Raw genomic sequence first — 20,381 nt, 5'->3', positions numbered from 1 at the left:
GGAGATGCGAAATGACGACAAAGGCTTTTAATGCGACCCGATCTGAAAAGCTGTTTGACCTGTTCAACTATGTACTGATGGCTTTGATTGTGGTCGTGACGTTGTATCCGTTTCTGAACGTACTTGCGATTTCCTTGAATAATTCGACGGACACTGTTCGTGGCGGTATCTATATATGGCCTCGCCAATTTACACTTGAAAATTACAAGACGATTTTCCAGTATGACGGTCTCCTTCGAGGCTTGCAGGTATCTATTCTGCGTACGCTGATCGGTACGGTGCTGGGATTGGTTTGCGCATCCATGCTCGCTTTTACACTGAGTCGGGCCGATTTCCGCGCCCGTAAATTTATCTCAACGTTTCTGGCGTTGACGATGTATTTTTCCGGCGGGATGGTGCCTTTATTTATTTTGATGCGTGATCTGCATTTGCTGGGTTCGTTCTGGGTGTATATTTTTCCGGGGCTGATTAGCGCATTTAATGTGTTTGTTATTCGTTCCTTTATGGATGGTTTGCCGTACGCGCTTCAGGAATCCGCCAAGCTGGATGGGGCGAATGATTTTACAATTTACTGGAAAATTATTTTGCCATTGTGCAAGCCTGTTCTGGCGACCATTGCTCTTTTTTTGGCGGTAAATCAGTGGAACTCCTGGTTCGATACGTATTTGTATAATGGAGGAGCCTCGCAATGGACGACGCTGCAATTTGAGCTGATGAAGGTATTACAAAGCACGCAGCAAGGTGGCTCCAGTATGACGAACAGCAATGATATGGCGAAGCAAATGTCACAAATTTCACCAGAGTCGATCAAAATGGCAATTACGATCACGGTCACGCTCCCCATCCTGCTGGTGTATCCGTTCCTGCAAAAGTATTTTGTAGGCGGCATGACCCTGGGCGCGGTGAAATCATAAAAGCAAGATCCCCAGTGGTAAAGTAACAGCTATTTTGCAGACGAAGTCATCATAAGAACATAGGAGGTTTTGAACTTGAAAAAACACTGGTCCAGATTTGCACTTATTCCCCTGCTTGCGATATCACTTGCTGCACTGGCAGGTTGTAGCGGGAGCCAAAATGCAGCGAAGGAAGGCTCATCCAGCGGAACCGATCCGATTACGTTTAGCTTCTTTGGAGCCGACCCAAGCCCGCTATGGAACGGAATGAAGGATGAAATAGGAAAGGAAATTACGAAAAAAACAGGTGTAACCCTGAATGCTGAATTTGATGTCAGCGGCGGGGGCGGGAATGATCGCATTTCCTTGATGGCAGCGAGTGGAGAGTACCCGGATCTGGTTTCTGCCAAAGCGAATGTCAGCAAGCTGGTGGATGCCGGAGCTATGATTGATCTAACCGATCTAATCAACGAGCACGCGCCGAATCTCAAAAAGCTGTACGGCCCCTACATGAATCGACTGAAATACAGCAACAAGGATCAGGCCATCTATGTCATCCCTACGTATGCAGGTGTGGGACAGAAGAACTTTGATGCGACGGGTGGATTTGAAATCCAGCACAGGGTACTTAAGGAGCTGGGATATCCGAAGGTAAAAACATTGCAGGATTATGAAAACGTACTCAAAACCTATGTAGCCAAGCATCCAACCATTGACGGTAAAAAGACAATTCCCCTTACGCTGGATGCAGATGACTGGAGAATCATGATTACGGTAACCAATCCTGCCTACCAGACGACCGGAGCGTCAGACGATGGAGAATATAATATTGATCCCAAGACATTTGAAGCCAAGCTCCATTACAAGCGCCCGGTGGAAAAAGAATATTTTCGCTGGTTAAACCACATGTACAATGAGGGGCTGCTGGATAAGGAATCCTTTGTACAAAAAAGTGACCAATACAAATCTAAAATCGCCAGCGGGCGTGTTCTCGGTCTAATCGACCAGGAGTGGGGCTACCTGGAAGCTGAAAATGCGTTAAAAACGTCAGGCAAGGCGGATGCCAGCTATGCACATTTCCCAGTCACACTTTCGGAGGAATATAAGGATCATTCCTTTCAGGATACAGGCTTTATGTCCGGCTACGGTGTAGGCATTACCGAGAGCTGCAAGGACCCGGTGCGGGCTATTAAGTTCCTTGATTTTTTAGCCTCCGATGAAGGACAGGTGCTGGTGAACTGGGGAATCGAAGGAAAGCAGTATGAAATCAAAGACGGCAAACGCGTCATTCCGGCTGATGTGCTGGAGCAAAAAACGAACAACGCCACCAATTTCAACAAAACAACCGGGCTGGAGCTATACACGTTGATCAGTGGGCACTACGGTGATGGTGTAAAGGACCCTACTGGTAATTATTACACCACCAAATTTCCAGAACAAATTATCGCAAGCTATTCGGAGCCGGAAAAGGAGTCGCTCAAGGCGTATGGCGTAAAAACGTGGAAGGAGCTGTTCCCGAGCGAGAAAGAATTTGATGTGAAGCCATGGGGCGCAGCCTATAACCTGACGACAGACAATGAATCCAATTATAATGTTACGTTCAAAAAAACGACGGATATTATCCGTAAGCGTATACCGGAGGCTATTTTGGCCCCGACCTCCAATTTTGACGCCGTTTATGACAACATGCTTAAAGAGCTGGATGCCGCTGGAGCGGTACAAATGGAACAACAATATACTCAATTAGTGAAGGACAGAGTGGAATTGTGGAGCGGCAAGGCTTCCAAATAGCGATCTGACTAAACGAGACGCAACAAAATGATGGGGTGTCTGAATGACAGAGCGCTTGTCCTTGTGGTCAATATGGGATTGGCACTCTGTTTAATCTCGATGGGGGAGGGTTTGATGTGATACAACGCGAACAACAGAAATCTCTGCGTTTATGGTATCGCCAGCCTGCCAAGGTGTGGGAGGAAGCATTGCCTGTCGGCAATGGGAGGCTGGGTGCTATGGTATTTGGCGGAATCGGGGAGGAGCGTTTGCAATTAAACGAGGATACGCTCTGGTCCGGATTTCCCAGGGATGGCGTTCAGTATGATGCATTGCGATATTTGAAGCCCGTCCGGGAACTGATTGCGGATGGAAAGTACGAGGCTGCTGAACATCTGATCAATGCGAACATGCTGGGGCGCGATACGGAGGCTTATCAGCCTTTGGGCGATTTGTGGATTACTCAGGAGGGACTTGGGTCAATCGCAGAGTATGAACGCGAACTGGATTTGGTGACTGGAACGGCTGCGGTCACTTTCCAAAGTGGCGGTATTCGTTATACCCGTGAAGTCATTGCCAGTGCGCCGGATGGAATCATTATGGTAAGGCTGACTGCGGATACGCCAGGCAAAATTAATGCAACCGTACGTATCACTACGCCGCATTCTTGTGAAGCCGAGGCAGGTGAGGATGCACATTTTGGTGATTCATCCGAATGGGATAGTGATAAAGAAGATGACTCTTCAGGTGAACCAGAGAGGGACTTAATTACGTTGACCGGGCGAGCGCCCAGTCATGTGGAGTCTGATTATCATGGCTATCATCCGCAGTCGGTTGTTTATGAGGATGAATTGGGGATGGCTTTTGCAATTCAGGCACGGATTATCGCCGAGGGGGGAACCCTGACGAGGGGGGCTGACGGAGTGATCTGTGTAGCGGGCGCGGATAAAATGACGGTGTATTTGGCGGCAGCTACCGGCTTCCGGGGATTCGATACTCAACCGGACATTGATGCTACGGAATCGGCAGGTGTATGCGAAGTTACGCTGGCTAGAGCGGTCTCGCTTGGATACGAGCAGGTGAGGCATCGGCATGAGCAGGATCATTGGGAGCTGTTTGGCCGCGTGGAGTTAGAGCTTGGGGATGAAGGCAGGACGGACCCAAGTACAAAGAGACAAATTCCGACTGACTTGCGATTGGAGCAGTACCGTGAAGGTCAGGCAGACCTGGATTTGGAGGTAACGCTGTTTCAGTATGGACGCTACTTACTGATAGCCAGTTCGCGTTCGGGCAGTCAGCCCGCCAATCTCCAGGGCATCTGGAATGATCATGTACAGCCGCCGTGGAACAGTGATTATACAACGAACATTAATACCCAGATGAACTATTGGCCAGCGGAAATATGCAATCTTGCTGAGTGCCATGAACCCTTGCTGCACATGGTTGGAGAAGTCAGCCGCACAGGGCGCAGAGTGGCTTCGATCTATTATGGAGCGCAAGGCTGGACGGCCCATCACAATGTAGATGTGTGGAGGTATGCCGGACCGTCAGACGGCCATGCCAGTTGGGCATTTTGGCCGCTCGGGGGTGTCTGGCTAACCGCCCATTTATGGGAACGTTATCTGTTTACTCAGGATACGGCTTATTTGGCGGAACAAGCTTATCCGTTGATGAAGGGAGCGGCCGCCTTTTGTATGGATTGGCTCGTGGAAGGTCCAGACGGTTGGCTGGTGACCTCTCCGTCTACGTCGCCTGAAAACAAATTTATAACCCCGGATGGAGAGCATTGCAGCATATCCATGGGTTCCACCATGGACATGACGTTAATTCGGGAGTTGCTGAGCAACTGCATTCAGGCTACGGAATTGCTGGAATTAGATGATGAGTTCCGCAACCGCTGTGAAGAAACGCTGCAACGCCTGCTGCCTTATCAGATCGGTCGTCACGGACAACTACAGGAATGGTTTGCCGATTTTGAGGAAGCGGAGCCTGGGCATCGACATGTTTCGCATCTGTATGGATTGTACCCCGGCCGACAAATTCATGTTCGCGATACCCCGGAGCTGGCGGAAGCGGCCCGCATATCGCTGCGCCGACGGCTCGATCATGGCGGAGGCCATACTGGCTGGAGCTGCGCCTGGTTGATTAACCTGTACGCGCGGTTGGAGGATGGCGAAGCAGCGCATCGGTATGTTCGCACGTTGCTGTCGCGCTCGACCTACCCCAATCTATTCGACGCTCATCCGCCTTTTCAGATCGACGGCAACTTTGGAGCGACGGCGGGTATCGCGGAAATGCTGCTGCAAAGCCGTCCGGGTGAGCTGACCTTGCTGCCTGCCCTGCCTTCAGCATGGTCGGAAGGGCGGGTCAACGGATTGCGGGGGCATGGCGGGATAACGGTTGGCATGGAATGGTCCGGTTCCAGGCTCGTCCGCGCGGAACTTACCGCAGCCTCCCCGACGGGAGGCTACACGATTCGCAGTGCTCATCCGTTTAGCGCAGATGCTCGGCAGGCTCAGCCTGATCCGGAGCATGGAGGATTCATTTTGTCATGGAATTTTACCAAATTGCAGGAAATTACGGACAGACATACGATTATTATTAATGGAGAGGAAGAGCCAATATGACCATTTTTCAATTTCCGCAGGACTTTATGTGGGGGACGGCAACGGCAGCCTACCAAATCGAGGGGGGCTATGAGGAGGATGGAAGAGGTTTGTCCATCTGGGATACCTTTGCCCATACGCCTGGCAAGGTGTTCAACGGAGATAACGGGAATGTAGCCTGTGACAGCTATCATCGCTACGAAGAAGATATCCGGCTGATGAAGGAGCTGGGCATTCGTACATATCGTTTTTCGGTGTCTTGGCCGCGTATATTCCCCAGTGGTGACGGCGAAGTCAATCAAGAAGGATTGGACTATTATCATCGCGTAGTAGATATGCTGAACGACAATGGAATTGAGCCGTTTTGTACGCTGTACCACTGGGATCTGCCGCAGGTGCTTCAAGATGCTGGAGGATGGGAAAACCGTCGCACGATTCAGGCATTTGTCCAGTATGCGGAGACGATGTTCCGTGAATTCCACGGAAAAATACACCATTGGCTGACGTTTAATGAGCCGTGGTGCATCGCATTTTTATCCAATATGCTGGGGGTTCATGCCCCTGGTCTGACAAATCTCCAGACAGCCATCAACGTTGGTCATCATCTGCTGGTTGCGCATGGCCTATCCGTACGTCGTTTCCGCGAGTTAGGCACCAGCGGTCAGATCGGGATAGCGCCGAATGTCTCATGGGCCGTGCCCTATAGCACTTCCGAGGAAGACAAAGCGGCTTGCGCGCGTACGGTTTCCCTGCATAGTGACTGGTTTCTCCAGCCCATCTATCAAGGCTCGTATCCTCAGTTTCTGGTAGATTGGTTTGCTATGCAAGGAGCTATCGTACCTATTCAGGAAGGAGATATGGACATTATTAGCGAACCTATTGATCTGATCGGTATCAATTACTACGCTATGTCGGTCAATCGTTTTAATCCCGAAGCCGGGTTTCTCCAATCTGAAGAAATTGACATGGGATTGCCCGTCACGGATATCGGTTGGCCGGTGGAATCGCGCGGGTTGTATGAGGTCCTGCATTATTTGCAAAAGTACGGCAACATTGACATTTACATTACAGAGAACGGGGCTTGTATCAACGATGAGATCGTAAATGGCAAGATTCAGGATGACCGTCGTATTTCCTACATGCAGCAGCATTTGGTCCAGGTACATCGGGCAATTCATGATGGCCTTCACGTCAAAGGCTATATGGCATGGTCGCTCATGGACAATTTTGAATGGGCGGAAGGGTACAGTATGAGATTCGGCATGATTCATGTCGATTTCCGCACTATGGTCCGCACCCCTAAGGAAAGCTACCACTGGTATCGAAATGTGGTAAGCAACAACTGGCTAGAGACCAGACGTTAAAAGAAAATGAACTTTGATACTAAAGCGGACATTGGCCTGTCTCCACTCCCTTTTGTTTGAACAACAAGCCCTCTGGGGTAATAATACCCAAGAAAAAATTGCAGGTTGTTATAAGTATGGCGAGACTATTAAGAATAAAAACACAGGGATTGTGCATACTGACAAAAATACCTGAAGAGGGCTGTTTAACAATTTTAGACCAGAGGGAGTGGAGGATATGGCTTCGAATTTTAGAAAATCAGGATCGAACGAAAAGCAAATGAGCCGCTCGGTGTCTGTCATCGCCTGGCTCGCTTGGATTGTAGGCATTATTCTTATTTTGTTCAACTTAGGTAATCTAAGTGATCGTAATATATACTTAATGGTGGGTATTGGATGTGTCGTTGGCGGATTTTTTATTTATATGATCGGAAAAGGGCTGGTCATTGCCCGCAAGAAGGATGATCAGGAGAAGGGACGCAGTTAATACAACTGAAAAAACATCTATAGAAAAACAACAACGTGGGTCTTCGCACAGTGTGGAACAACAAACTGTCTGGAGCCCCGTTTTTTGCTTCCTTACATCGCAAGAACAAACTTCAGCTACAAGCCGTCTTTCTTCCTTGGAATGCTTCGATATATTTTTTACTTATGTTACCTTTGTAGTAATAGTAGATTTTGAATTTGCAAGAGAAATTTTATTTTTAGAGAGGTTTTTCACAAAAAACGGACAAATAATCGACAATTCTGTTAACAATAAAAAAAGTCCCCTTTTTTCTGATATCTTATATAGGGGCAACATTACAGGAGTTCTTAAGTTTTGAGTAATTTATTATTTAAGGAGAGGGGAACAACATGAACAAAAAACCAAAAGCGATTATTGCGTTGGTTTTGACCGTGCTCACGGTAGCATTGCTCATTTGGACGTGTTTTTATGCTGGCGGAAAATACGTTGTTTTCGATCCGAAAGGACCTATTGGGCAAACACAAAAAGAGCTGATCATTCTTTCAACGTCTATGGCTGCACTTCTAATTGTACCGGTCATGTTTTTGACTTTTTTCATCATTTGGCGTTATCGCGACGCACCGGATAACAAGGCGAAGTACGAACCCCACTGGGACGACAGTAAAAAACTGGAGACCGTATGGTGGAGTATTCCAATTGTTGTCATCTTGATTCTTGCGGTTATCACTGCGAGATATACCTACTTGCTGGAGCCTTCCAAGCCAATGGCAAGCACACAAAAGCCAGTAACCATCCAAGTAACTGCACTGGACTGGAAATGGCTCTTTATGTATCCGGAAGAAGGTATTGCTACAGTCAATGAGATCCACATTCCTAAAGGCGTTCCGGTCCGTTTCGAACTGACTGCTGATGCGCCGATGAACTCGTTCTGGATTCCGCAATTGGGCGGCCAGATCTACACCATGTCAGGCATGGCCATGAAGCTGCATTTGCAGGCTGATCAGGAAGGAACTTACTTTGGTTCGGGCGCAAACTTCAGCGGTGAGCATTTTGGACAAATGCGCTTTGATGTAGAGGTTCAGTCGGATGAAGATTATAAAAACTGGGTCGCTAACATTAAGAAGCAATCCAAGCCGCTTACGAAGGATGGCTATTTGGCGCTTGCCAAACCAGGCCTTTCCCAGACTGACGAGTATTCTTCGATTCCAGACGGTTTGTTCCAGGATATTGTGACCAAGTATGTAGTGGAAGGAGCTCCTAATCCTCATGGCGGACATGGTGGAGCATCCACAGAAGGTTCTTCCAAGTCTGGCAGCACTGATACAGGCACCATGAGTAATATGAATATGAGCGGACACAATTAAATGATTATAGGGAAGGAGGCCCCCAATGCTTGACAAAATAAAAGAGTTTGCATCCACTTTCTTCGTTACTGGAGACCCAATGATTTATGGAGCGGACGTTTCTATTGCTCTTGCGACGATCGGGATCGTGTTTGTGCTCACTTATTTCAAAAAATGGGGCTGGCTTTGGAAAAACTGGTTGACTACCGTTGACCATAAAAAAGTCGGTATTATGTATATTCTCGCAGCCATCTTGATGCTGTTCCGCGGAGGCGTGGATGCATTGTTGATGCGTTTGCAGCTTGCTACACCGGATGTTACACTTTTGCATCCTGAGCATTACAATCAGATCTTTACAACGCATGGCACGATCATGATCTTGTTTATGGCGATGCCATTGATGTTTGGTTTGTTTAACATCGCGGTACCACTTCAAATTGGTGCGCGTGACGTTGCGTTTCCTTTCCTGAACGCGCTGAGCTTCTGGCTGTTCTTTATGGGAGCGATGCTATTCAACCTGTCCTTCGTTATTGGCGGTTCGCCGGACGCAGGTTGGTTGAGTTATCCACCGCTTTCGGAGCTGCAATTTAGTCCCGGCGTTGGTCAGAACTTTTATATCTGGGGTATACAGATTTCTGGTATAGGTTCATTGGCTACGGGGATTAACTTTATTGTTACCATTATTAAAATGCGCGCACCTGGTATGACATGGATGAAAATGCCTGTCTTTACGTGGTCCGTATTTTCATCGTGTGTTATCATCATTTTCGCGTTTCCGATTCTGACGATAACATTGGCTTTGCTGTTCCTTGACCGCTTCGGAGGAGGACATTTCTTTACACTTGATTTCGGTGGTAACCCAATGATGTATATCAACCTGATCTGGATGTGGGGTCACCCTGAGGTTTATATCGTAGTTATACCTGCCTTCGGTATTTATTCCGAGGTCATCAGCGTATTCTCCAAAAAGAAATTGTTTGGCTACAAATCCATGGTTTACGCCATGTTCATGATTGCTATCCTGTCCTTCTTCACCTGGGCGCATCACTTCTTCACGATGGGATCAGGCGCAGATGTTAATGCATTCTTTGCCATTTCGACGATGGTTATCGCAATACCGACAGGGGTTAAAGTGTTTAACTGGCTGTTCACGATGTATCGGGGTAAGATTACATTTAAGACACCTATGATGTGGGCAATCGCCTTTATTCCGAATTTCCTGATTGCAGGTTTGACGGGCGTCATGTTGTCTGTAGCGCCTGCGGACTTCCAGTTCCATAACAGTTACTTCCTGGTCGCTCACTTTCACTCTGCTCTGATTGGCGGTGTAGTGTTCGGTTATCTGGCAGGTCTGTACTACTGGTGGCCTAAAATGTTCGGCTTCACTCTGCCTGAAACGCCGGGTAAATGGGCTTTCTGGTTCTGGAATATCGGTTTCTATGTGTGTTTCATTCCACAATATTCCCTCGGTCTGATGGGTATGACACGTCGTCTGAGCACTTACGGCTGGGATACTGGCTGGCAGCCGCTTAACCTTGTATCAACCGTTGGAGCATTCCTGATGGGGATTGGTTTCTTGTTCCAGGTTCTTCAAATTCTTCTGGGTATCAAAAATTTCCGCAAGCTGAAGGATACAACTGGCGACCCTTGGGGTGGTCATACGTTGGAATGGTCGATCCCTTCACCTGCACCGGAATACAATTTTGCTACCATCCCACAAGTAGAAGAACGTGATGACTGGTGGGCAGAGAAAGACAAACGCGCAAAAGGAATTTTCAGAAAGCAACCGCCAATTGAAGCGATTCATATGCCGAAAAACTCGGCGATTCCATTCATTATGTCGGTATTCTTTTTCATCGCAGGTTTCGGTTTTGTATTCGGATGGTCGTTCTTCTATATTCCGGGTCTGATCGGCGTTGCGATTTGTATGATTTGTCGTTCTTTCTTCTCGTATGATGGCGACTACTACATCCCTGCGGATGAAGTAAAACGCACGGAAGCGGCAATAAGGGGGTCTGTATAATGGCACAAGCAGCAGCACATCACAGCCATGATCATGACCACGGGCATCACGATCCACAAGAATTGAAGATGCTTGGTTTCTGGATCTTTCTTGTAACGGACGTAATCCTGTTCAGTACCTTGTTCGCAACCTTCGTCGTCCTTCGGAACAGCACAGCTGGAGGACCGGGGGGCGCAGAGCTGTTTAACATGACGGGCGTTATCATAGAAACGTTCCTCTTGCTCACAAGCAGCTTCACAAGCGGTCTGGCTGTGTTGGCCATGAACAAAGGAAGCATGAAGGGATTAATCAACTGGTTAATCGTGACGGCGATCCTGGGTCTTGGTTTTATCGGTTTTGAGGTTTACGAGTTTGTTGAATTGGTACACGAGGGAGCCAATTTTGGAACGAGCGCGTTCCTGTCGGCATTCTTCACATTGGTCGGCACGCACGGACTTCACGTTTCGTTAGGTCTGGTGTGGATGATCGGCCTTATGTTCCAGTTGAAAAAACGCGGGCTAACTCCAGAGACGAAGGGCAAAGTTTCGGCATTGAGCTTGTATTGGCACTTTTTGGACGCTGTCTGGATCTTCTTGCTGACAGTCGTCTATTTGATGGGGGTGATGTAGATGGCACAGCATCAATCAGGAGCGGGTTCGCATGGTCATGATGATTCTCACGGTTCAGTGAAATCCTATGTAATCGGATTTATTCTGTCCATCGTACTGACCATCATTCCTCTCGGTGTGGTCATGAATCATATGTTGAGCCGCACTTCAACTATGGTTGTTATTTTGGTCGCAGCAGTGCTGCAATTTCTGGTGCAGTTATTCTTCTTCATGCATATCCGTGAAAGTAATGGACCGCGCTGGAATGTCATGACTTTGATTTTCGGTGTAGTCATCCTGCTGACCGTTGTTGGCGGTTCTGTCTGGATTATGGAATACAACATGGTAGCACAATAATAAGTACAAACTAATTAGGTAAGAGGAAGCAGCTTAGGGCCGCTTCCTCTTTTTTTTTGTGAGTATCGTGTTGGAGAAATAAACTGTGGCTACTTGAACTCAAGTTTATTTATGTGTAAAATGGAATTGTATAACAGTAGGGTAAAAACAATAACTCTAGTTGAGAGCGGAGGATGAAAATAATGAATACAGATATACTATTTAAACCTTTTAAGGCAGGTAATTTATCTCTTCCCAATCGGATTGTTATGGCTCCAATGACACGGAATTTTTCTCCTCAAGGTATCCCAGGCCCTGAGGTGGCCGCGTATTATCGTCGCCGTGCGGAAAATGCGGTCGGATTGATTATTACCGAGGGAACCGCTATTAATCATCCCGCAGCCGTGGAGCATACGAGCATTCCTATTTTTTATGGTGAGGGATTGAAGGGGTGGGCGAAGGTAGTCGAGGAGGTTCATGCGGCGGGTGGCAAGATTATACCGCAGCTTTGGCATGTGGGTGCGGCCCGGAAAATAGGCGCGGCTAACCAGCCTAATCCCGAGGCATTACCCGTCGGTCCGTCCGGTATCACTCCTGCTGGTGAAAAGGTAGTTGAGCCGTTAAAGGAGGCCGAGATTGCTGATATTATCGCAGCCTATGCCCAAGCAGCAGCCGATGCCCAGCAGGTGGGTTTCGACGGCATTGAGCTTCATGGAGCACACGGCTATTTAATTGACCAGTTTTTCTGGGATAAAACCAACAAGCGTACAGATCAGTACGGAGGCAATTTGGCCCAGCGTACTCGGTTTGCGGTGGAGGTCATTGAGGCTTGTCGTCGTGCAGTGGGTACAGATTTTCCAATTGTACTGCGGTTCTCCCAGTGGAAGATGTACCATTATGGAGAGAAATTGGCACAGACACCGGAGGAGCTTGAACAGTTTCTGACTCCATTGGTGAAGGCTGGGGTGGATGTATTCCACTGCTCAAGCCGCCGTTTTTGGGAACCGGAATTTGCAGGGTCTGATCTAAATTTAGCTGCTTGGACCAAAAAGCTAACAGGCAAGCCGGTTATTACTGTAGGCTCCATTGGTTTGGAGAAGGCTTTTTTGAGTGAACTGGAAAAAAACAATAACAGCCAGACCGATCATTCGAGTAGCGTACAGGCAAGATTAGAACAACTTGTTGGACAAGTAGAGCGAGAGGAAGCTGATCTGGTCGCGGTTGGACGGGCTTTGCTGGTTGACCCGGCGTTTGCGGTTAAGCTACGTGATAACCGGATAGAGGAACTCGTGCCTTACAGTGATGAAGCATTAAAAACGTTGAATTAAGCTTTACTTAGCACAACTTTATAGGGTGTGATACCGAGGCATTGAGACTCGAAAATTCTCCGTTACAGGGCAAGCTGTAATATAAGCTATTCGTAAATTCTACGAATTTGCTATAATAGGAGCATCAAGTCGAAATACACGGGGTGAAAAGGATGAATTCTGAAACGGAAGCTTTGGATTGCGAGCCGGCTTGTCACGGTTCAGACAAAGAAATCGAACACATAAAATCTTCTCTTGTTGAGGATTCCATCGCATACAAAATGTCGGAGCTGTTCAAAGCCTTGGGTGACCCGACACGGATCAAGCTAATCTACGCTTTGGCTCAGAAGGAGCTGTGTGTGCATGATCTGACCCAGGTGTTGAATATGGGACAGTCTGCGGTATCTCACCAGCTTCGTTATTTGCGCAATCTGCGCATTGTCAAACGGCGCAAGGAAGGCAAAACGGTGTTTTATTCGCTGGATGATAATCATGTGGAGCAGATATTTTTGCAAACCCATCAGCACATTTCACATCAATAATTTTGGGATAGAAACAAAGCAGGGCGCCAAGCGATTGGCGCTCTTTTGGTGTATGTCCGATGAAATAGATTTATTTGGCGGAAAGGGGCTATTATCATTGACTTTTACTCATGATACTGAATATAATGAGTTTAATAAATAATATATGAACAGTTGCTCATATATAGTTAATTGGAGGCCAATGATTATGGATGCTCTGAAAAGAACGGAACGGCACGAATGGATTTTGGAAGGCTTGGATTGTGCCAACTGTGCTCTGAAGATTGAAAATGGAGTCAGTAAAATAGAAGGTGTGCTTGATTGCTCGGTCAATTTTGTAACGAAAACATTGACGATGACAGCAAGCTCGGATCAAAAAGAGGAGATCCTTCGTCAAACGGAACGGAAGGTTCACAGACTGGAGCCTCACGTCCGAATGATCGTAAAAAGCGCCCGGGGACGCTCGGGTGAGAACAGTCGCAGAGTGGCGGGTGCAGCGCAGGCAGGAACCGCAGGGGAGCACACCCATAGTCATGAGCATGATGAAGGACATACGCATGAGAACGGCCAACAACATGGAGCTCACAGCCACACGGGTCATACTCATAGTCATGAAGCACATGCTGAGGAAGTTCATGCCCATGGTAGCCACCATCATGGCGAACATGTACATGATCATGGTGACGCCGCACATGCTCATTCACATTCGCATGGAGATGACAGCCACGCCGGGCATACACATGACCACGGTACAGACGGTATACGCCGCATGATTGCACGCTTGGCTATCGGTGCAGTCGTTGCGGCTGTTGCCTGGTGGTTACCTGTAGAGGGCCTAGGCAAGCTGGCACTGTTTTTACTGGCATATATCATTGTCGGCGGCGATGTAGTCGTGCAGGCTGTGCGCAGTCTGGTGCGGGGAATGGCCTTTGACGAGTATTTTCTGATGACGCTGGCTACGGTTGGCGCATTTGCAATTGGGCAATATCCGGAAGGCGTAGCCGTCATGTTCTTTTATCAAATTGGTGAGCTGTTCCAGGGGGTTGCTGTTAATCGTTCGCGCAAATCCATCAGCGACCTTATGGATATTCGACCGGACTATGCCAACCTGAAGACGGCTGATTCCGTACGTCGGGTGTCACCCGAGGATGTGCGTGTCGGTGATCTGATAGTAATCAAGCCGGGCGAGAAGATTCCGCTGGATGGTAAGGTTGTAGACGGAAAATCGCATGTGGATACCTCGGCGCTGACCGGTGAATCCGTACCTCGTACCGTGGAGCCGGGAAGCGGTGTGATGAGCGGATTTATCAATACGAACGGACTTTTAACTGTAGAGGTTAGCAAGGAATTCAGCGAATCAGCAGTCGCCAAAATTTTGGAGCTAGTGCAAAATGCGAGCGCCAAAAAAGCGCCGACCGAAAAGTTTATCACCAAGTTTTCCAGATACTATACTCCTGTTGTGGTTATTGTTGCGCTGCTGCTGGCAATTGTTCCGCCACTCGTCGTACCGGGAGCGCAGTTTGCAGATTGGGTATATCGTGCACTTGTTTTCCTCGTTATTTCTTGTCCATGTGCGCTGGTCGTATCCATTCCGTTGGGCTTCTTTGGCGGCATCGGGGCAGCCTCCCGTTCAGGTGTGCTGATTAAAGGCGGGAACTATCTTGAAGCACTGAACCATGTGAAATATGCTGTTTTTGATAAAACAGGTACACTCACCAAAGGGGTTTTCCGTGTAACAGGCATTTATCCTGCCGGGGAGTTTACGAAGGAAAGTCTGCTGGAAACGGCTGCTTTTGCGGAGCTGCATTCCACGCATCCTATTGCGGCATCCCTGCGTGATTCCTATGGCAAGGAGCTTCAAGCCGAGCGGGTACAGCAATATAGCGAGATTTCCGGTCATGGGATTCAAGCGCAGATAGATGGTCGCCTGGTGTTGGCCGGGAATGCGAAGCTGATGGAGCGGGAGCAAGTTGCTTTTGACGATGCACAACGTGCAGGAACGATGGATGAAGGAACGGTCGTTCATGTGGCTGTAGACGGAACGTATGCTGGATGCATCCTGATTTCGGATGAGGTCAAGGAGGACGCGGCACGAACGATTGCTTCACTGAAAAAACTGGGTATAGTGAAAACAATCATGCTGACAGGTGACAACCGACAGGTTGCAGAGGCCGTTGGACGACAGTTGGGTCTGGATGAAGTACGTGCAGAACTGTTACCCCAGCATAAAGCCGAAGCGATTGAACAACTGTCTGCAAGTAAAAAGGCGGGCGACAAGATTTTGTTCGTAGGCGACGGGATTAATGATACCCCTGTGCTGGCACTGGCAGATGTAGGTGTAGCGATGGGCGGTTTGGGTTCAGATGCCGCGATTGAGGCGGCGGATATCGTGATCATGAACGACGAGCCTTCGAGACTGGTTACAGCGATTCATATCGCCAAGCGTACACGACGCATCGTATGGCAGAATATTATATTTGCGCTAGGTGTCAAAGCCGTGTTTCTCACTTTGGGTGCGTTCGGTATTGCTACCATGTGGGAGGCTGTATTTTCCGACGTGGGTGTAACATTGCTTGCCGTTCTGAATGTTATGCGTGTACTGAAAGTGCGTTCTTTCGAATAAAAAATAGTGCCCTCGGGTTATCATCGGATGTATTCATCCTATGGAATCCGAGGGCTTTTTTTCGTTCAAAGCTGTGGTTTAATCTATGTTTTCCTGTCGTTCTACAGATATGTATAAATGTGGGGTGCGCCTAATACGTTAAGGTAGAGACCTTACAGGTGAGGCTTATTTGAATTCTACTCGACGTCTGATAGGTAAGCGTTTTCTTTTCTGGTGGGATACTCAAATTTGTGTGTGCCAACTTGCTGACGGGAGAAAGGATGGATTTGTAGCATGGAGGTTAAACTGATGTATGTATTCGCAGAACTGTTGAGTGAAAAAAACAGTCTGGATTGCGATGGCCCCGAGTCGGGGAGTGAGGCCGCTGCTGCACAGAGACTGGCTATTGAGTCAGTGCTCGCAGGATGCAGTGAAGTATCTGCCTCACAGGAGGAAGACCCGCTGGGCTGGCTGGTCGGATTAGCCGAACAGGGCAGGATCAGTCAAGAGGAGGCGTTGCTGGCTGCGGACTCCGAGCTCATTGGGGAAACGTTGTTGAATAAGGGCAACGATAACAGGGAGGCGATGAGCACACTACTGGAGTGGAGCGATGAATACAGGCGTACATTCATACGTATCTATGCTGATGATCCTGTCCAGGTGAATTATACAAGCAAGGAGTCAGCGGTAGGGCTAAGTATGGGCAGTCTTGATGGCTATAGCCTTTTGCACGGCCCCTTTTCGCAGTCGTCCAGCCGTGTGGCTGAATTATGCCGTGCCTATCTGGACGCGGCAGAGTCCGGGCATACGATTCATGGTCCTGACGGGGAATCTGCCCCCCTCCTTATTCCAGGCTCCCGTGCATCAGATACGTACAAAGCCTTTAATCAGGCATCTGGCTTGCCTGGATTGTGTGAGCATCTGTCCCGGCGAATTATCGGGCTGCTGGAAACAGAGTATGAAGGCTTGTTCGAGTCTCTGAACGGTTCACCACTCACAATCGCCTTGATCGAACAGCACAATGCAGTGGGCATCGGAAGCCTGCAAGATATGCAACTGGAGGCGCTGCTGCGTGCAGCGTTGCGGAACGTGGAGCAGGGTGGAGAACCACAGTTAGAGATTGTGGTACGCAATCCTGCTGACGTGAACCAATTCCGGGCAGCCCGGGACTGGATCGACGGCGTTGCGGAGCAGACCTTATGCGGCCGCCTGCGGTGCATTCCATATCGGGTAGGCGTGCTTTTGACGGTGGATGCGTCCTCCAAGCTCAACGTCAGCCAAACATGGAACGGGCAGGTCAAACAGTCCTATGAGTCTGCCCGCGCCAATCTCTTGCGGGAAGTGAAAGCGCAACAGATCAAGCAGGCGGCTCAAGCCGCAGATATGGCACGTTTTGCCGATGCGGTGATTTTGGAAGCTACGCGGTTTCCTTCATATGATGTGGACGCGGATCTGTCCGATCTGTCTGTCGGCGGTCATGAGGGGACGAGCGATACGATAAAACGCATGACACAGGCCATCCGGGGCGTGAAGCCCAAACTTCCCGTATGGGCTGCGTTTGACGAAGTCCATACGCTATTGGATGGAGCCGGAATATGGGCAAGCAGGCTGACTGGCATCATTTGCCCGGAAACGGGGGCTATCGCCGCGCGTCTTGCGGCTGCACGTTACGCATTGCTACAAGACCTAGAGGGGGAATATGGTTCCAACACCTCGCATAACCAAGCACAGCATTTTCCCTTGTAGCCCGAATGTAACGCGAATTTCATTTCATAAAAAGATGCTTAAGCTGTATAGAAAGGATATCTGCGCTGTTGCGCGGATATCCTTTTTTCTTGGTGATGGGAAGAAATAAAGTCTGTAATTTAAGGATTCATTTTTACAATCCGTCACTTATAATATCAGAGAGAATAGAAGAAAAAATATTATGCCCATATAAGATATCTCGTTGGAATGGTGGAGGGAAACCTTTATGTATAAACAATTTCGAAAAAATCCTTTATGGTTTAATATACTAGCTCTTACCGCAGCAGTAATCGAATTTAGCAGCATATTTTTTGTGAGCAATGCCTATTGCCGAAGTGGTGCCCAATTCACTATGGCTATCTTTTGCTGTGCTTATGGAATTAAAGAGCGGAAGAATAACTCTAGAATTTCCATTGTCTTTTTTACTCTAGCAGCTCTTTTCGTTTTTGTATCATTGCTAACTTTGGGTACCTACTAGTCGTTTCCTGTTTCTGTAATGATTTTTATGAACAGCAAATACAACGCAGATACCTATCTGCGTTGTATTTGCTGGTTTACTCGTTTATCGGCATCATGATTCTTGCGGCGCTCGCTGCAATGGTCCGAATCTTAGCCAGCACGGCATCGTCGAGTTTAATATCCACGGCCGGCAGCGACTTCTGGATATGTTCAGGCTTGCGGACGCCGACGAGCGCGCTCGTTAAAGCCGGATGAGCGAGGACGTAAGCGAGGGACAGTTGGGCGACTGTAATGCCGAGGTCCGCCGCCACTTCTTTGAGCTGCCCGACTACCGCGATATTTTGCTTGAAGCCTTCTCCGGAATGGGATGGGGACTTGGAGCGCCAATCCTGTTTGTCAAATCGGGTGTCCGCGTTGTAGTTTCCGGAGAGTAGACCCGAGGCTAGCGGGCTATAGGCTATTCAGCAAGATGCTCCTGGTACTGAAGAATACGGGCGATCAGGATATTTAGATTAATCAAGTGGCTTGAGTACATCGTTTGCTGAAAGGGATTTTGTTTTGCTGCATCGAGCAATCGTTGGACTCGTTCGTTAATCCAATTTTCTGAGCGACCTCGTTTTGAAGAAAGTAGAAGGCTGATCTTGGACACCTTTATATGCAGGGAAAACCTGATCCAAGACAGCTTGGAACTGCAGCTTTGTTTGTATACACATCTTTGAAAATGCCTCATATTGCCGAGTCAGATAGCGCAGATTAAGCAGCTGCACACCCCTATTTTTGAAAGGTTCGAACTCTTCCCTATAGTAAAGATCGCCCAAAAGATAAGCATCCGCGGCATCCGTTTTAACTTTCCAAAGATTGGATTTTCTAAGCCGATTTGAAATGAGCGGATGGATAACAATGAATAAATAGTGATGCTCCTCCAAGAACTGAACGACGGGGCTTTGGGAGTGCCCGGTTGCTTCGAGAATCAACGTAGGACGATATCCAGATACATGCTCGACGTCTCGAATAGCTTGAAGCAATTTCTCAAGTCCTTCACACGTATGTTCGAAATGAAAGGTCCCTCTGTATGGTTTTCCACGATCTAAAAAGGCCTGTCCGTGGCTTTCTTCTTTAGAAATGTCTAGCCCAATAACGGGGTTCATCTGATCTCTCCTTCATGTAAATTTACCGGGGATCTAAAGTCCCAACCAGCCTCAATCATGGTCATGACAAATAGGGGTGAACATTATAGCGCTCGGGATCAAGTCCCACGGGCAGGATAATTAAAGGAAATACCCAGAGTTTAACGAATAATAAAAATAAGTTTACAGAGAGGGAAATGGTCATGCCAGATCTAATAAAGCATGTACTCGAAGACATGAACAAGCAGCTCGATCGAATTATAAAGAGCATAAACCCGCTTGATGATGATTTGATTTGGAAGAAAATGAAGGATTCCATGAACAGCATCGGTAATCTTTGCTTACATTTAGCAGGTAACGAATATCAGAGCCTCATAAGTGCAATCGGAAACAAACCATTCATTCGGGAACGTACTCGAGAATTTAATTCTGAAGGTGGCATATCGAAAGGTGAGTTGATTAGCGTTCTTATGAGGACACGATCCGAATCGGTAAGTATATTATCAGTTTTGTCTGATGAGGATTTAAAAAGAGAAGTTACAATCCGCTATGACCACGAGGATTGGAACAGAATGCTTCGGGTTAGCGCTTCAGAGGATGAAACCTATGAAGCGAGAGAAATTAGCCAGCTTCTTGTTCAGGTTGCGGCACACTACGGATATCATGCAGGGCAAATTGTGTTACTCTCCAAAACACTGAAAGATGCGAATGAGCACATTACAGGCCAGTATCATTGATGATTCATTCTACAGGAATTCTAACGGGAAACGATAGTTGAGGAGCTTCCTTTGCGGTAGTTCCTTATTCTTTTGTTAACTTAACGGGCAGGATAGTTTGGTGGCTGCCTTAAATAGATGGAGTAACAAACTTCTTTGAAATTCGCATTAATCGAAATCATGAAGATTCCATTATAGGTTCAACAATAGGAGGTTTTCAAAAATGCTTGAGACAGAATTAACACGTATCCTCAAAATTCAATACCCGATCTTCCTAGCGCCGATGGCAGGTGGACCTACGACTCCTGAATTGGTAGCAGCAATTTCAAACGCCGGGGGTCTAGGCAACTTAGGTGCCGGATACTTAACACCAGAACAACTCCGGAGCATGATACGAGAGATCAAACAACTAACGGTTCAGCCGTTTGGAGTCAACTTGTTTGTACCTGAGCAACTAGTAGAATCGGAAGAAACGATCGGACAAATGGCAGATCACCTCAATATTTATCGCGTCGAACTTGGCATTGCACAAAATC

Annotated in this window: 17 protein-coding genes; 15 read left to right on the top strand and 2 right to left on the bottom strand. The window is 47.8% G+C overall.

The genetic code is table 11. The features are described 5' to 3' along the window. Positions 1 to 11 precede the first annotated feature (11 nt). From C1I60_RS02260 to C1I60_RS02200, 13 genes are all read left to right on the top strand, one after another. A complete protein-coding gene (locus C1I60_RS02260) occupies positions 12 to 914 on the top strand; it encodes a carbohydrate ABC transporter permease (RefSeq protein ID WP_137060322.1) in 903 nt (300 codons plus the stop codon). Positions 915 to 989: 75 nt separating this feature from the next. Continuing rightward, positions 990 to 2,684, top strand: a complete 1,695-nt coding sequence (locus C1I60_RS02255) for an ABC transporter substrate-binding protein (RefSeq protein WP_137060321.1) — start codon at positions 990 to 992, stop codon at positions 2,682 to 2,684. A gap of 116 nt (positions 2,685 to 2,800) precedes the next feature. Beyond that, positions 2,801 to 5,290 (top strand): glycoside hydrolase family 95 protein, encoded by a 2,490-nt coding sequence (locus C1I60_RS02250; protein ID WP_137060320.1) that lies wholly within the window; start codon positions 2,801 to 2,803, stop codon positions 5,288 to 5,290. Further along, positions 5,287 to 6,633 (top strand): GH1 family beta-glucosidase, encoded by a 1,347-nt coding sequence (locus C1I60_RS02245; RefSeq protein WP_137060319.1) that lies wholly within the window; start codon positions 5,287 to 5,289, stop codon positions 6,631 to 6,633. The genes C1I60_RS02250 and C1I60_RS02245 overlap by 4 nt, the downstream gene beginning before the upstream one ends. A 217-nt stretch (positions 6,634 to 6,850) precedes the next feature. Further along, positions 6,851 to 7,099 carry a hypothetical protein gene (locus C1I60_RS02240; protein WP_137060318.1) on the top strand — a complete coding sequence of 83 codons (249 nt, stop codon included), beginning with the start codon at positions 6,851 to 6,853 and terminating at the stop codon, positions 7,097 to 7,099. A 368-nt stretch (positions 7,100 to 7,467) separates the two neighbouring features. Further along, entirely contained in the window at positions 7,468 to 8,442 is a 975-nt protein-coding gene (cyoA, locus tag C1I60_RS02235) for a ubiquinol oxidase subunit II (RefSeq protein ID WP_137060317.1), read from the top strand. A 25-nt stretch (positions 8,443 to 8,467) separates the two neighbouring features. After that, entirely contained in the window at positions 8,468 to 10,444 is a 1,977-nt protein-coding gene (locus C1I60_RS02230) for a cbb3-type cytochrome c oxidase subunit I (protein ID WP_137060316.1), read from the top strand. Continuing rightward, positions 10,444 to 11,052, top strand: coding sequence for a cytochrome o ubiquinol oxidase subunit III (gene cyoC / locus C1I60_RS02225; RefSeq protein WP_137060315.1), 609 nt, complete (start codon positions 10,444 to 10,446; stop codon positions 11,050 to 11,052). The genes C1I60_RS02230 and cyoC overlap by 1 nt, the downstream gene beginning before the upstream one ends. Then, positions 11,053 to 11,388, top strand: coding sequence for a cytochrome o ubiquinol oxidase subunit IV (cyoD, locus tag C1I60_RS02220; RefSeq protein ID WP_137060314.1), 336 nt, complete (start codon positions 11,053 to 11,055; stop codon positions 11,386 to 11,388). It abuts the gene before it with no gap. Between the two features lie 182 nt (positions 11,389 to 11,570). Then, the gene (locus tag C1I60_RS02215; protein WP_137060313.1) at positions 11,571 to 12,695 is read left to right on the top strand and encodes an NADH:flavin oxidoreductase; all 1,125 of its coding nucleotides are present in this window, start codon (positions 11,571 to 11,573) and stop codon (positions 12,693 to 12,695) included. Positions 12,696 to 12,847: 152 nt separating this feature from the next. Further along, a complete protein-coding gene (locus C1I60_RS02210) occupies positions 12,848 to 13,216 on the top strand; it encodes an ArsR/SmtB family transcription factor (protein ID WP_014278144.1) in 369 nt (122 codons plus the stop codon). Positions 13,217 to 13,403: 187 nt separating this feature from the next. After that, on the top strand, positions 13,404 to 15,818 hold the full coding sequence (locus tag C1I60_RS02205) for a heavy metal translocating P-type ATPase (protein ID WP_137060312.1): 2,415 nt from the start codon (positions 13,404 to 13,406) through the stop codon (positions 15,816 to 15,818). A gap of 273 nt (positions 15,819 to 16,091) precedes the next feature. Then, on the top strand, positions 16,092 to 17,543 hold the full coding sequence (locus C1I60_RS02200) for a PEP-utilizing protein (RefSeq protein WP_137060311.1): 1,452 nt from the start codon (positions 16,092 to 16,094) through the stop codon (positions 17,541 to 17,543). 554 nt (positions 17,544 to 18,097) lie between these two features. Here C1I60_RS02200 and C1I60_RS02195 read toward each other — a convergent pair. After that, a complete protein-coding gene (locus C1I60_RS02195; protein WP_137060310.1) occupies positions 18,098 to 18,463 on the bottom strand; it encodes an aldo/keto reductase in 366 nt (121 codons plus the stop codon). A 129-nt stretch (positions 18,464 to 18,592) separates the two neighbouring features. Continuing rightward, positions 18,593 to 19,150, bottom strand: a complete 558-nt coding sequence (locus C1I60_RS02190; RefSeq protein ID WP_252361529.1) for an IS110 family transposase — start codon at positions 19,148 to 19,150, stop codon at positions 18,593 to 18,595. 215 nt (positions 19,151 to 19,365) lie between these two features. Here C1I60_RS02190 and C1I60_RS02185 point away from each other — a divergent pair, with 215 nt between their 5' ends. Both C1I60_RS02185 and C1I60_RS25120 read left to right on the top strand, forming a co-directional pair. Further along, on the top strand, positions 19,366 to 19,866 hold the full coding sequence (locus C1I60_RS02185; protein ID WP_252361528.1) for a DUF1572 family protein: 501 nt from the start codon (positions 19,366 to 19,368) through the stop codon (positions 19,864 to 19,866). A gap of 202 nt (positions 19,867 to 20,068) precedes the next feature. Then, positions 20,069 to 20,381, top strand: a 313-nt coding sequence (locus C1I60_RS25120; protein ID WP_252361527.1) for a nitronate monooxygenase, incomplete at its 3' end; no start/stop codon positions are given.

The sequence above is a fragment of the Paenibacillus terrae genome, assembly GCF_005217525.1.
Lineage (GTDB): Bacteria > Bacillota > Bacilli > Paenibacillales > Paenibacillaceae > Paenibacillus > Paenibacillus terrae_C.
This window is presented reverse-complemented; position numbering and strand designations above follow the sequence as displayed.

Bases quoted from the DNA above. Each gene is read 5' to 3' on its own strand.
- C1I60_RS02185 (WP_252361528.1), top strand. From the start codon at position 19,366: ATGAACAAGCAGCTCGATCGAATTATAAAGAGCATAAACCCGCTTGAT.
- C1I60_RS02210 (WP_014278144.1), top strand. From the start codon at position 12,848: ATGAATTCTGAAACGGAAGCTTTGGATTGCGAGCCGGCTTGTCACGGT.
- C1I60_RS02205 (WP_137060312.1), top strand. From the start codon at position 13,404: ATGGATGCTCTGAAAAGAACGGAACGGCACGAATGGATTTTGGAAGGC.
- cyoA (WP_137060317.1), top strand. From the start codon at position 7,468: ATGAACAAAAAACCAAAAGCGATTATTGCGTTGGTTTTGACCGTGCTC.
- C1I60_RS02215 (WP_137060313.1), top strand. From the start codon at position 11,571: ATGAATACAGATATACTATTTAAACCTTTTAAGGCAGGTAATTTATCT.
- cyoD (WP_137060314.1), top strand. From the start codon at position 11,053: ATGGCACAGCATCAATCAGGAGCGGGTTCGCATGGTCATGATGATTCT.
- C1I60_RS02200 (WP_137060311.1), top strand. From the start codon at position 16,092: ATGGAGGTTAAACTGATGTATGTATTCGCAGAACTGTTGAGTGAAAAA.
- C1I60_RS02240 (WP_137060318.1), top strand. From the start codon at position 6,851: ATGGCTTCGAATTTTAGAAAATCAGGATCGAACGAAAAGCAAATGAGC.
- C1I60_RS02245 (WP_137060319.1), top strand. From the start codon at position 5,287: ATGACCATTTTTCAATTTCCGCAGGACTTTATGTGGGGGACGGCAACG.
- C1I60_RS02230 (WP_137060316.1), top strand. From the start codon at position 8,468: ATGCTTGACAAAATAAAAGAGTTTGCATCCACTTTCTTCGTTACTGGA.
- C1I60_RS02260 (WP_137060322.1), top strand. From the start codon at position 12: ATGACGACAAAGGCTTTTAATGCGACCCGATCTGAAAAGCTGTTTGAC.
- cyoC (WP_137060315.1), top strand. From the start codon at position 10,444: ATGGCACAAGCAGCAGCACATCACAGCCATGATCATGACCACGGGCAT.
- C1I60_RS02190 (WP_252361529.1), bottom strand. From the start codon at position 19,150: ATGAACCCCGTTATTGGGCTAGACATTTCTAAAGAAGAAAGCCACGGA.